This is a genomic window from Stenotrophomonas maltophilia group sp. Smal12, from assembly GCF_037079935.1.
Lineage (GTDB): Bacteria > Pseudomonadota > Gammaproteobacteria > Xanthomonadales > Xanthomonadaceae > Stenotrophomonas > Stenotrophomonas sepilia.
On record NZ_JBAWUK010000002.1, the window covers coordinates 17,299 to 29,874 of the forward strand.

Here is a 12,576-nt window from a genome sequence, read left to right on the forward strand (position 1 = left end):
CGTGAGCCGCATGGATGCGGTGACCGAGCTTACAGGGACGTACTTGCAGCGTCCCCCGCAACCGGACCCACCCCCGCCATCCCACGGAATGCACGCTGTTGCTGTTGCTGTTGCTTCGGCTTCTGCGGGTGCAGGGCGCAGCCCTGCCAACAAACCCCAACCCTCAGAACATCAGGTTGATCATCAGCACCACCACGCAGGTGTAGATCAGCGACAGTGGGCCGCCGACCCGCCACATCTCGCGCGGGGTGTAGTTGGCCGGGCCAGTGATCATCGAGATCACCGGGTTGGAGGCCGTCATCAGGTTGTTGGACGCTGACAGCGCCACGATCAGCGCGAACGCGGTCGGGTTGCCCCCCGCTGCCAGTGCCAGGTTCACCGCGATCGGCACCATCACGATGGTCGCACCCACATGGCTGATCACCAGCGAGAACGCCGTGGTCAGCAGCGCCAGCGCCACCTCCAGCACCCACACCGGAATGCCGGTCGGCAGCTTGTCGATGGTATGGCCGGCCACCCACGCGGCCGCGCCGCTGGAATCCATCGCCCAGCCGAGCGGAATCAGCCCGGCCATCATGAAAACCGTCTTCCAGTTGATCGAGGCATACGCCTCGTCCATGCGCAGCACGCCGGTCAGCAGCATGCCGGCCACGCCGGTCATCAGCGTCAGCGCCACCGGCAGCTTGCTGGTCAGCGCGATCAGGATGGTCAGCGCGAAGATCGCCATCGCAATCTTGAACTTGTGCGGGCGCTGCTCGCCGGTCGGGTAATCGGTCACTACCACGAAGTCACGGCTGCGCGCGGCCTGCGCCAGGTCGGTCCAGATGCTGTGGAACACCAGCATGTCGCCGGCGCGCAGCTGCACGTCGCGCACGTCCTCGCGGATCACCTGCTTGTCGCGGTTGATCGCCAGCAGGCTGATGCCGCGCTCCTTGCGCAGGCGCAGATCGGCCGCACTCTTGCCGATCACGTTCGAGGTCGGTGGCACCACTGCCTCGGAAATGCCGGCACGGCTGGGGTTGAACAGGTCACCCAGGTGCTTCAGGCGCGAGGACATGCGCAGGAACTGGTTCTGCGCGAAGTCGCTGATCTGCTGGCGCGGTCCCATCGCACCGAGCACGCTGCCGACCCAGATGCGCATCTCCGCCGGCGGCGCCAGGCGGGTGTCGTTGCCGGTCTTCAGGGCCAGCAGCAGTGGCGCATCGTGCAGGGTCTCGGCCTCGCCCAGGGTCATGCCCACCAGCGGGCTCTCGGCGGTCACCACCAGCTCGAACACATCGCCTTCGATGCCATAGGTCTTGGCGAAGTAGCTCTCGGTGCGCGCCGGGGTGACCCCGTCATTGACCAGGCTTTCCTCTTCGATCAGCTTGCGGTCGCCGTAGTAGCGGAAGTACAGCAACGAAGCGATCAGCAACGCCACGCCGATCGGCAGCGGCGCGAACATGCGCAGCGGCTCGATGGTGGCCAGGCCGGAAGGCAGGTTGTTGTTGGCCGAGGCCAGCAGATCGTTCAGCAGGATCAGCGGCGAATTGCCGACCATGGTCAGCGCGCCGCCCATCACGATCGCCGCCGAGATCGGCAGCAGCAGGCGCTGCATCGTCAGCCCGGTGCGCGCCGCCAGTCGCGAGGCGACCGGCAGATACAACGCCATCACCGACGGGTTCTGCATGAAGGACGAGTTCAGGCCGGCGATGGCGGTGGTCATCATCAGCAGCCGTTGCTCGACGCCGTGGCCGCGCCGCAGCAGCCAGGCCGCCAGCCGGTTCAGGGCCCCGGTGCGGTCCAGGCCCGCACCGAGGATGGTGGTGGCGATGATGCTCATCACCGCGTTACCGGAGAAACCGCCGAAGATCTCCTCCGGCGCGATCAGGCCGGTGACACCGAGCACCACCAGCACCACCAGCGCCACCACGTCAGCGCGGATGCGCTCGAACAGGAACATCGCCATCGTGAAGCCGACCAGCCCGAGCACGAGCTTCATGTCGTTGGTCAGCGTCAGCGCGGTATCCATGTGGGGCGCGGCGTCCTCAGGCGATCGTCAGGTGCGGTCGTACAACAGGTCCCAGACGCCGTGGCCGAGCTTCTGGCCGCGGGTCTCGAAGTGCGTCTGCGGGCGCCAGTCCGGGCGCGGCACGCTGCCCCGCGGGCCGGCGCGGTTGACCAGGCCGGCGGTGGCGTCGAGCACGTCCCACATCTGCTCGGCGTAGTCTTCCCAGTCGGTCGCGCAGTGCAGGCGGCCCCCCGGGCGCAGCTTGCGCACCAGCAGTTCGGCGAATGCCGGCTGCAGCAGGCGGCGCTTGTTGTGGCGCTTCTTGTGCCACGGGTCCGGGAAGTAGATGCGCACTTCATCGAGCGCGCCGTCGGCGATCTCGTTCTGCAGCACTTCCACCGCGTCGTGGTGGTACAGGCGCACGTGGTCGGCATTGTCCTCGGCCAGCGCGTTCAGCAGCCGGCCCACGCCCGGGGCGTGCACCTCGATGCCGATGTAGTCGCGCGATGGGTCGTGCTGGGCGGCGAACCGCAGCGCGGCACCATTGCCGAAGCCGATCTCCAGCACCTTGTGTGCCGGGCGGCCGAAGGTGGCGTCCAGGTCACGCGGCTGGCCGTTGTAATCGATGCCGAAGCGCGGCCAGCGTTCGTCGAATGCGCGCTGCTGGGCGGGAGTGAAACGGCCCTGGCGCAACACGAAGCTGCGCACCTCGCGGCGGCCCTCGCTCACGGTGAAGGGCTTGGGCGGGGCCTTGGAACCGGCGCTGTCAAAAGGATTGGTCATCAGCCGATCAGCCCGTCCACCGGCGAGGAGGCGCTGGCGTAGCGCTTGCGCGGGATGCGCCCGGCCAGGAAGGCCTCGCGGCCGGCCTCGACCGCCTTGCGCATCGCGCTGGCCATCAGCACCGGGCTGCGCGCACCGGCAATGGCCGTGTTCATCAGCACGCCGTCGCAGCCCAGCTCCATCGCGATCGCCGCGTCCGACGCGGTACCCACGCCGGCATCAACGATGATCGGCACCTTGGCGTCTTCGATGATCTGCAGCAGGTTGTACTTGTTCTGGATGCCCAGGCCCGAACCGATCGGCGCGGCCAGCGGCATCACCGCAGCGCAGCCGATCTCTTCCAGGCGCTTGGCCAGGATCGGGTCGTCGGAGGTATAGACCATCACCTCGAAACCGTCCTTGACCAGCTGCTCGGCAGCCTTCAGGGTCTGCATCACGTCCGGGTAGAGGGTCTTCTGGTCGCCCAGCACTTCCAGCTTGGTCAGGTTGTGGCCGTCCAGCAGCTCACGGGCCAGGCGGCACGTACGCACCGCGTCCTCGGCGGTGTAGCAGCCGGCGGTGTTGGGCAGGATGGTGAAGCGCTCCGGCGGCAGCACGTCCAGCAGGTTCGGCTCGCCCGGGTTCTGCCCGATGTTGGTGCGGCGGATGGCCACGGTGACGATCTGGGCGCCAGCGGCCTCGGTGGCCAGGCGGGTTTCTTCCAGGTCCTTGAACTTGCCGGTGCCGGTCAGCAGCCGCGAGCCATAGGTCTTGCCGGCGATCACCAGCGAATCGGGGGAGACATGAACGTTCATGGCGCGATTATCGCTTATCCGCCTGAAGATGGGGTCACGTAGAGTGCTGGGTCAGATCCCTTTGCCACCGGCAAAGGGATACTGACCCCTGAGCACCCGCGCAGGTCTCAGCCCCCACCCAGCGCGTGCACGATCTCCACCACGTCGCCTTCGGCCAGCACGTGCTCGCCGTGGCGGCTGCGGCTGACGATCTCGCCGTTGACCTCGACCGCGACCCGGCGTTGCAGCAGCTGCTCTGCCTGCAGCAGATCGTGGAGGGTCGCCGAGGCGGGCAGGGTACGGGGTTCGCCGTTGAGCTGGATGTTCATCGCCGCATTGTCGCCTATGGCCTTCGCGGATCGGAACCCTTGCAAATTGCCTCGGCCGCCAGCCCCGGCACAGCGTTGTCCGACGCTGCCGGGCGACAATCCATGCGGCGGCGCAGCGTGAGCAAAAGGCGGCGCAGTGAAACCATTCACCGTGCGCCGGCGTACGTCCGCCGGGTCCTCAACGATATCCCCACAGGAGTTTCTTACATGCTGCTCAGCAAACGCCCGATCCGCTCCCTGATGGCGGCCGCGATCGCGCTGGCCGCGGTTCCGGCCATGGCAGGCGAATCCCCGTATTCCAAGGCCGTGTTCTTCGGCGACAGCCTGACCGACGCCGGCTATTTCCGCCCGCTGCTGCCGGCCGATGTGCGTCCGGTCACCGGCCAGTTCACCACCAACCCGGGTTGGGTGTGGTCGCAGCAGGTCGCCAACTACTATGGCCTCAATGGCGCCGCCAACGGCAACGGCCAGAGCGGTGATAACTATGCAGTCGGCGGTGCCCGCGTGTCAGTGGACGAGGCCGGTGGCCTGGGCGTGATTCCGTCGCTGAAGTCGCAAGCAACCCGCTACCTTGCTGCGAACGGTGGCAAGGCCGACGGCAACGCCCTGTACACCGTATGGGGAGGCGCCAATGATCTGTTCGCGGCCACCCGTGCGGCGGCAGGTGGCGCGTCGCAGGCCCAGGTGCAGGGCATCATCGGCGCAGCGGTCACCGACCAGATCGCGCTGGTGGGTGCGCTGAAGCAGGCCGGCGCCCAGTACGTGCTGGTACCAAACCTGCCGGATGTGGGCATCACCCCACAGTTCCGCGGCCCCAATGCCGCCGCCGCCACCGCACTGTCGGCCGGCTACAACAAGGCCCTGTACGGTGGCCTGAAGCAGGCGGGCATCGAGTTCATTCCGCTCGATACCTTCAGCATCCTGCGTGAAGTGACCGCCAACCCGGGCATGTACGGTTTCACCAACGTCACCAGCACCGCCTGCAAGATCGATCCGGCCAACTCGACGCAGAGCATCCTGACCTGCAACCCGACCAGCTACGTCAGCCCGGATGCGGCCAACACCTACCTGTTCGCCGATGGCGTGCACCCGACCACCGCCGGCCATCAGCTGCTGGGCCAGTACGCAGTCTCGGTGCTGGAAGCGCCGCGCCTGCAGCAGGTGCTGAGCCACTCGGCGCAGACCATCGGCCGCTCGCGCGCCGACCAGGTCAGCATGCACCTGGGCGGTCGTCCGGCTGACGGCCTGTCCTGGTGGGGTGGCGTGCGGGGCGACCTGCAGCGCTACGACCACGCCGACCTGTACGACGGGCTGGCCCCGGCCGGCCTGTTCGGTATCGACTGGGCACGCGACGGCATGGTGTTCGGCGGCTTCGCCGGTTTCGGTCGCCTCAACGCCGACTTCGGCAACAACCGCGGCGACTTCACCCAGAAGGACACCTCGGCCGGTCTGTTCGCTGGCTGGTACGGCGACCGCATCTGGGTGAACGGTCAGGTCAGCTACACCTGGCTGTCCTATGACGTGAACCGCAAGGTCCAGCTGGGCCCGGCCACCCGTGAGCATGGTGGTTCGCCGGACGGCAGCAACCTGACCGCCGCCCTGAACGCCGGTTACGAGTTCGGCACCGAAGGCGGCTTCCGTCACGGCCCGATCGCTTCGGTGATCTGGCAGAAGGTGAAGATCGACGGTTACACCGAAAGCGCCGCGGCCGGCACGCTGGCCACCGCGCTGGGCTACGACCGCCAGAATGTCGATTCGACCGTCGGCCGCATCGGCTGGCAGGCCCGCTTCGATGGCGGCACCCTCAAGCCGTACGCGCAGGTGACCTACGACCACGAGTTCGAGGACACCAAGCAGGCCAGCGCCTGGCTGCAGACCCTGCCGGAACTGGGCAGCTACCGCGTGCCGGGCCTGAAGTTCGACAAGAACTACGCCACCGTCGTGCTGGGTGCCCGCACCGAACTGTTCGGCCTGCAGAGCAACTTCGGCCTGAGCGCGTCGACCGGCCAGAAGCGCGCGCAGGACGCCACCCTGTTCGCCAACTTCAGCGGCACGTTCTAAGCAGCAACCGCCGGGGGTCGGAGCCCTTTCCGCGAGGAAAGGGCTCTGACCCCTCGCGGATGCGGTGGCCGCCATTGCGCAACACCGGGCCAACCGCATAGACTTTCACCGCGCACTGCGGGCGTAGCTCAATGGTAGAGCTGTAGCTTCCCAAGCTACTGACGTGGGTTCGATTCCCATCGCCCGCTCCATCCTTCAAGACCGCGCCGCGTTTCCGCCGCGCAGGTTCCTTCAGACCGCCTCAGTACGCCGCGAACACCGCGGCCAACGCGTCCGCGTCCAGCACGCGTCCCTGGGCGCGATCATGCGTGTGCAGGTACCAGACCTCGTCCGGCTCCAAGTGCCGTGTCAGGTGCCACTGGTTTTCCCGGGCCAGAATATCCACCCGTCCCTGGCAGCCGAAGCAGAAGCGGGCCAGAGGCTTGATCGCGGCGGCCTTGCCATTGACGTTCAGGGTCAGTGCGGGGGCCGCGTAGGTTTTCAGTTCCCCGGATGACGGATTCTCGGTGATGGTGACCGTGTCCCGACGCAGCGTGGCCACCTGCGCCTGCACCAATGGTTGCAGCCACAGTTCGAGGGTGTCGAACAGCACATGCAGCGATTGGATCCAGTCCTGGTACTGCTTTTCGATGGCGGCGGCCCTGGCCTGCTCCGCGTGTGCGGATTGCTGCAGCTTCTGTGCAAGTTGCTCCATTTTCGACATCGGGATTTCCGCTTTGGGAGGAGCTTCCATGGTGATCGGCACGCTCGCCTGCTTCCAGCCGAAAGCGACATTTTCGTAGAACTCCTAGAGGCGCTGCGGAGGGGCGCGTAACGCTTCAAACTTTTCCCATGGGCAGGCCGGCACTGAGCGGCTAGCGTGAGCGGATACTGATCAGGAGCTGCCTTCCATGAACTGCCGGAACGACGTCGTCGAGCGCATCCATCGGATCTTTCTTTCAGCCGGCGTCGGCTCGAACAAGCAGCTTGAGGCCGTGCGCGCGCTCGGGCGTGCCGGTGGTCCCAAGGCCGCGAAACTGCTCGAGCAGATCTACCAGCAGGCGTTCAGCAATTCTGCCCTGCAGATGGCCTGCGTGGCGGCGCTGGGCGAAGCGGCCCGTGGCTTCCAGGCCAGTGCTGAACGGGACAGCTGAAGCTTCATCCACAACGCTCGAGATCGTCGGCGACGGGCATCATCCGCCCGCCACACGCCCGCGCTATGCTGCGCGCCTGCCGACCGATCCCTCCGCGATGAAGCTCGCCATCCTGTCCCGCAACAGCTCCCTGTATTCCACCCGTCGGCTGGTCGAGGCGGCACGCGCGCGTGGCCACACCGTGCGCATCCTCGACCCGTTGCGCTGCTACATGCGCATCGCCGCCGATGGCTTTTCCATGCACTACAAGGGCCGGCCGATGACCGGCGTGGACATGGTCATTCCGCGCATCGGTGCCTCGATCACCCGCTACGGTACCGCCGTGCTGCGCCAGTTCGAACTGATGGGCGCACGCACGCCCAATCCGTCCGATGCCATCCTGCGTTCGCGCGACAAGCTGCGCGCGCACCAGCTGCTGGCGGCCAAGGGCATCGACATGCCGGTCACCGTGTTCGGCGACAACCCCGATGACACCGTCGATCTGCTGTCCATGCTCGGCCCGCCGCCGCATGTGGTGAAGCTCAATGAAGGCACCCAGGGTCGCGGCGTGATCCTGACCGAAAAGGCCAGTGCCTCGCGCGGCATTGTCGAAGCGCTGCGCGGCCTGTACGCCAACTTCCTGATGCAGGAATTCATCGGCGAGGCCAAGGGCGCCGACCTGCGCTGCTTCGTGGTGGGCGACCAGGTGGTGGCGTCGATGCAGCGGCAGGCACCGGAGGGCGACTTCCGCTCCAACCTGCACGCCGGCGGCACCGCCGTGGCGGCCAAGGCCAGTCGCGCCGAGCAGCAGGTGGCGGTGCGTTCGGCCAAGGCGCTGGGCCTGTCGGTGTGCGGCGTGGACCTGATCCGCTCCGCGCGCGGCCCGCTGGTGCTGGAGGTCAACTCCACGCCGGGGCTGGAGGGCATCGAAGCGGCCTGCGGCGTGGACGTGGCCACACGCATCATCGAACACGTAGAGAAGGTCAAAAAACCCTGATTATTCATGGGGTTGAGATTCTCATGGGTAAATGAGCCAAGGCTTTAACGAGGCTTTAATCGGCGTCGGCGTAGGCTTCAGCGAACCGCAGCTCTGCCTCTCAGCAGGATCGGTATCGGGATACGACTTCAGGCCCAGGCGGGTGCACCGTCTGGGCCTTTTTTATGCATGTCGGCTCTGTGCCCAAGGTCTCTTGTGGAGGCCGCGTGACGGTCGTAGAGTTGGCCCTTCGTTCCGGGATGGATCGGGAGGTTGGCGATGTACCGCATCATGACGATCGCGTTGCTGCTGGGCCTGTCTGGCGCTGTTGCCGCCAAGCCGGAGAAAGTCGCTGTACAGATGGACCGGCAGGGGTCGGTCGCCGAGCAGATGCGCCGGGTGGAAACCGCGCTGGCTGCCCCCGACTATGCCGAACTGTCTGCCGAGGATCGCGGCCAGGTGCAGCAGGCGCTGTCGCGTATCCGCCAGCACATGGGCGAACGCCAGACCGTGCAGGAGCTGCCGCCGCAGTTGCAGGCCGAGGTCTTCAACGAGCAGGAACGCATCAACACCCTGATGGCGCGTGGCCATGACGACAGCCGGCAGATCTGCAGGTACCAACGCACCACCGGCAGCAACATGCCCAGGAGCCGCTGCCTGACCGTGGCCGAACGGCGCCGGATCGAAGAGAAAGGCAAGGCGCTGATCAACGACCAGCGCAGCTACAACACGCTCAGCCCACCGCCCGCCGGGCGTTGACCGCACCGCCTTTCGGTCCACCGGGGTGCCGTAACGGCGTATCGGTGGCACCGCAGGGCCGATTTTCCACTCATGGAAGAACCTGGAGGTAACAATGCAGCGCATGACCCCCTTCGCCCTGATGCTGGGCCTGGCACTGGCCACCACCGCGCACGCCAAGCCCGAGAAAGGGCAGGTGAGGTTCGACGCCAACGCACCGGTGGCCGAACAGATCCGCAACGTTGAGACGGCGATCAACACCGAGGACTACAGCGAGATCGGTCTGGAAGACAAAAGCCGCGTGCAGCAGGCGCTGGGCCGCATCAGGATCAAGATGGGCGACCACGAACGGGTGGAGCAGTTGAGCCCGCAGGACCGCACCGAGATCTTCAACGACCAGGAAGTGATCAACACGATCATGACCCGCGCCCATGCCGACAGCCGCATGGTCTGCCGCCGCGAGCGCACCACCGGCAGCAACATGCCGCAGAGCGTCTGCCTGACCGTGGCCCAGCGCCGCAAGGCGCAGGAAGACAGCCGCAAGGCCCTCAACGACAACCAGCGTTTCAACAACTACAAGCCGTAACCGTGGTTGGACCGGTCGCAGGCCGCCATCGGTCACCCTGCCGTGCGTCCCTTGTGGACGCATCGGCGCAACCGTAAAGTCGAGACCCTATTCATGGACGAACATGGAGCTCGTCATGTACCGCACCACTATGCTCGCCCTGATGCTGTCGCTCGGCCTGGTGGCCACCGTGCAGGCCAAGGCGCAGAAGGACACCGTGCAGATGGATTCTTTCACCCCGGTATCCGAGCAGATCCGCCGCGTTGAAACGGCCATGGGCAGCGAGGACTACAGCGAGATCGGGCTGGAGGACAAGAGCCGCGTGCAGCAGGCGCTGAACCGGATCCGGATCAAGATGAATGGCCGCGAGAAGTTGGATGAGCTGGCCCCGCAGGAGCGCAACGACCTGTTCAACGAGCAGGAGATCGTCAACACCATCATGACCCGCGCCCAGGCCGACAGCCGCATGATCTGCCGCCGCGAGCGCCTGACCGGCAGCAACATGCCGACCAGTGTCTGCCTGACCGTGGCCCAGCGTCGCAAGGCCCAGGAAGACAGCCGCCGGGCGCTGACCGACCAGCAGCGCATCAGCCGCTGAGCGCTCGCCCCGGGGGCGTTTGCCGGTGTCGTCCCTTCGGTACGAAATGTTAAGAATGGAACCTGTATCGTTCAGCAGGTAGACGTCGCGTCCACCCGCACAGGGGCATCCTGAGCAGGTGGGCCTGGCCCCCCGACGACCCTTCAAGAACCAGAGGTCCCAGTGCGCATTCTCGTAATCGAAGACAACAGCGACATCGCCGCCAACCTTGGCGACTACCTTGAGGATCGTGGCCACACCGTGGACTTCGCCGCCGACGGCGTGACCGGCCTGCACCTGGCGGTGGTCCACGAGTTCGACGCCATCGTTCTGGACCTGAACCTGCCGGGCATGGACGGCATTGAAGTCTGCCGCAAGCTGCGCAACGAAGCGCGCAAGCAGACCCCCGTACTGATGCTGACCGCCCGCGACTCGCTGGACAACAAGCTGGCCGGTTTCGATTCCGGCGCCGACGACTACCTGATCAAGCCGTTCGCGCTGCAGGAAGTGGAAGTGCGCTTGAACGCGCTGTCGCGCCGGGGCAAAGGCGTGCAGACCCGCGTGCTGGAAACCGGCGATCTGGAATACAACCTGGACACGCTGGAAGTGCGCCGCCAGGGCAAGCTGCTGCAGCTCAACCCGACCGCGCTGAAGATCCTGCAGGCCCTGATGGAAGCCGCGCCGGCCGTGGTCACCCGCCAGGAGCTGGAAACCCGCGTCTGGGGCGAAGAGCTGCCCGACTCGGATTCTCTGCGTGTCCACATCCACGGCCTGCGTGCGGTGGTCGACAAGCCGTTTGAAGTGCCGCTGATCCAGACCCGCCATGGCATCGGATACCGCATCGCTACCCCGGAAGCCTGATTCCGTGGCAACCAAGGGGGAGCGCCGGCGTTCGCCGTATCGGCGGCGCCTGCGCAGCCGCATCATCGTCTCGTTCGTGTTGTTGGGCTTCTGCCTGACGACACTGTTCGCGTTCGCCACCAACTGGGCCCGCATGCGCGTGGAAAACCAGCTGGTGGAAGACGTGATGAACCGCAACATCAACGAGTACGTGCGGCGGTTCTACGAGAGCCCGGATCGCAACCCCGACCTGCCCGTGCAGCAGATGCGTGCGCGCCTGATCAAGCCTGACAAGTTCGAGGCGCTGCGCGAGGAAGAGCCGGACTGGTACGAGTTCAAGGATGGCCTGTACAACATGGGCGGCGTGGACGAGCGCGGCCAGCGCTATTCCTACAAGCTGGCCGTACGCAAGACGCCTGACGCCTGGGCATTCCTGGCCTACGACATGACCGACAGCGTGCGCGGTGGGCAGCAGCTCAACCGCGCGCTGGTGCTGTCGGTGCTGGTGTTCAGCCTGCTGTCGCTGGTGCTGGGCTGGTGGTCGGCATCGAAGGTGATGAAGCCGGTCTCGGACCTGGCCGCGCGGTTGCGCGCCTATCGCGGCGGCACCAGCGAGCCCGAGCCGCTGGCGCCACGTTTCCCCGATGACGAAGTGGGGCAACTGGCGCAGGCGCTGGATGATTATTCGTCGCGGCTGACCGAAGTGGTGCAGCGCGACCGTGAGTTCAATGCCGACGTCAGCCACGAGCTGCGCACGCCGCTGGCGGTGATCCGTGGCGCCACCGAGCTGCTGCTGACCCGGCCCGGCCTGGATGAGAAGGTGCTGCAGCGTCTGCAGCGCATCCAGCGTGCCGAACAGCAGTGCAGCGACCTGATCGGCGCGCTGCTGCTGCTGTCGCGCAACGAACGAGGGCAGGGCACCAGCAACGTCGCGCGCGTAGCCGAACAGCTGCTGGATGCCCACCGCGCACAGCTGGGCGGCAAGCCATTGGAACTGGCACTGGAAGGCGAGCGCAACCTGGTGATCGATGCGCCGGAAGCCGCATTGTCGGTGGCGCTGGGCAACTTGATCGGCAACGCGGTGAAGTACTCGCAGGATGGTGAGGTGCGCGTCTTTGTCGGCAGCAATTCGGTGTCGGTAACCGACAGCGGACCGGGCCTGAGCGAAGAGGATGCCGCCAAGCTGTTCCAGCGCGGCTATCGCGGCACGCACGCCGGCCATTCGCAGGGCGGTGGTATCGGCCTGTCGATCGTCAGCCGCCTGTGCGATCTGTATGGCTGGCAGGTCAGCGTGCGCCCCGGTGGCGAGCGCGGCGTAATCGCCACCCTGACATTCTCGCCGAAGCCGTTGTAAGGGGCTTTACCTTGGTGGGTGCTCCACGTTTGTAGAGCCGAGCCCGCGCTCGGCTGCGGTGGCTTCCCGGAGCCGAGCATTGGCTCGGCTCTACACCGGGTTCGTGTTGCGCCCTGTGTCGCTTGTGCCATCAAATTAACTTCGCAGTCGTGATGCGCCAGAAGCCCAACACGACATCACCGTGACCGCTGCCACGCCGCGTGCGTGTCCGCATGCACGCATTCGCACCCTCAACTGCGGCTTGAGAATTTCCTTACAGATCACAGCGCTGCGTGATGGCCAGATGGGGCGGCCGGGGCAGGTGCCCTGGCCGGGATTGGCGTCCTGAAAAAAATCCAACATTCAGCAATCTTCAACTGACCCTCGGTCAGTCGTCGAAAATGCACCGCGTGCCTTGCTTCGGCGGGCGGTGCGTGGGGATTCATCAGAATCCGCTGGAGTCTTTTTGCTGAATGTCGGACCTCCGGTACGCCAACCC

Annotated in this window: 13 protein-coding genes and 1 tRNA gene; 9 read left to right on the forward strand and 5 right to left on the reverse strand. The window is 66.0% G+C overall.

The genetic code is table 11. The annotated features are described in order from the left end of the window. Positions 1 to 163 precede the first annotated feature (163 nt). The 4 genes from WDC87_RS01285 to thiS form a co-directional block, all read right to left on the reverse strand. Positions 164 to 2,011 (reverse strand): SLC13 family permease, encoded by a 1,848-nt coding sequence (locus WDC87_RS01285; protein WP_005418803.1) that lies wholly within the window; start codon positions 2,009 to 2,011, stop codon positions 164 to 166. 27 nt (positions 2,012 to 2,038) lie between these two features. Next, entirely contained in the window at positions 2,039 to 2,773 is a 735-nt protein-coding gene (trmB, locus tag WDC87_RS01290) for a tRNA (guanosine(46)-N7)-methyltransferase TrmB (protein ID WP_053501092.1), read from the reverse strand. Continuing rightward, positions 2,773 to 3,567 carry a thiazole synthase gene (locus WDC87_RS01295; RefSeq protein ID WP_005418798.1) on the reverse strand — a complete coding sequence of 265 codons (795 nt, stop codon included), beginning with the start codon at positions 3,565 to 3,567 and terminating at the stop codon, positions 2,773 to 2,775. Before WDC87_RS01295 ends, trmB begins: the two co-directional genes overlap by 1 nt. A gap of 107 nt (positions 3,568 to 3,674) precedes the next feature. Continuing rightward, complete coding sequence (thiS, locus tag WDC87_RS01300) at positions 3,675 to 3,875, reverse strand: sulfur carrier protein ThiS (protein ID WP_005418796.1); 201 nt, start codon at positions 3,873 to 3,875, stop codon at positions 3,675 to 3,677. Between the two features lie 207 nt (positions 3,876 to 4,082). Here thiS and WDC87_RS01305 point away from each other — a divergent pair, with 207 nt between their 5' ends. After that, entirely contained in the window at positions 4,083 to 5,936 is a 1,854-nt protein-coding gene (locus tag WDC87_RS01305; protein WP_053501089.1) for an autotransporter domain-containing esterase, read from the forward strand. 117 nt (positions 5,937 to 6,053) lie between these two features. Beyond that, positions 6,054 to 6,127, forward strand: a tRNA-Gly gene (locus WDC87_RS01310). 50 nt (positions 6,128 to 6,177) lie between these two features. On the opposite strand, the gene WDC87_RS01315 is transcribed toward WDC87_RS01310, so the two are convergent. Continuing rightward, the gene (locus WDC87_RS01315; protein WP_143592541.1) at positions 6,178 to 6,681 is read right to left on the reverse strand and encodes a hypothetical protein; all 504 of its coding nucleotides are present in this window, start codon (positions 6,679 to 6,681) and stop codon (positions 6,178 to 6,180) included. A gap of 145 nt (positions 6,682 to 6,826) precedes the next feature. Here WDC87_RS01315 and WDC87_RS01320 point away from each other — a divergent pair, with 145 nt between their 5' ends. From WDC87_RS01320 to WDC87_RS01350, 7 genes are all read left to right on the forward strand, one after another. After that, entirely contained in the window at positions 6,827 to 7,069 is a 243-nt protein-coding gene (locus tag WDC87_RS01320) for a hypothetical protein (RefSeq protein ID WP_061479300.1), read from the forward strand. A 97-nt stretch (positions 7,070 to 7,166) separates the two neighbouring features. After that, positions 7,167 to 8,045 (forward strand): 30S ribosomal protein S6--L-glutamate ligase, encoded by an 879-nt coding sequence (gene rimK / locus WDC87_RS01325; RefSeq protein ID WP_057494737.1) that lies wholly within the window; start codon positions 7,167 to 7,169, stop codon positions 8,043 to 8,045. 258 nt (positions 8,046 to 8,303) lie between these two features. Next, positions 8,304 to 8,783, forward strand: coding sequence for a hypothetical protein (locus tag WDC87_RS01330; protein WP_252744556.1), 480 nt, complete (start codon positions 8,304 to 8,306; stop codon positions 8,781 to 8,783). 94 nt (positions 8,784 to 8,877) lie between these two features. After that, positions 8,878 to 9,348: a hypothetical protein gene (locus tag WDC87_RS01335; protein ID WP_252744557.1), complete on the forward strand. Its 471-nt coding sequence runs from the start codon at positions 8,878 to 8,880 to the stop codon at positions 9,346 to 9,348. Between the two features lie 115 nt (positions 9,349 to 9,463). Continuing rightward, entirely contained in the window at positions 9,464 to 9,925 is a 462-nt protein-coding gene (locus WDC87_RS01340) for a hypothetical protein (protein WP_111177538.1), read from the forward strand. Positions 9,926 to 10,087: 162 nt separating this feature from the next. Continuing rightward, positions 10,088 to 10,765 (forward strand): response regulator transcription factor, encoded by a 678-nt coding sequence (locus tag WDC87_RS01345; RefSeq protein WP_005410804.1) that lies wholly within the window; start codon positions 10,088 to 10,090, stop codon positions 10,763 to 10,765. Further along, positions 10,728 to 12,098 carry a HAMP domain-containing sensor histidine kinase gene (locus tag WDC87_RS01350; RefSeq protein WP_053499207.1) on the forward strand — a complete coding sequence of 457 codons (1,371 nt, stop codon included), beginning with the start codon at positions 10,728 to 10,730 and terminating at the stop codon, positions 12,096 to 12,098. Before WDC87_RS01345 ends, WDC87_RS01350 begins: the two co-directional genes overlap by 38 nt. The last annotated feature ends 478 nt before the right edge of the window (positions 12,099 to 12,576 follow it).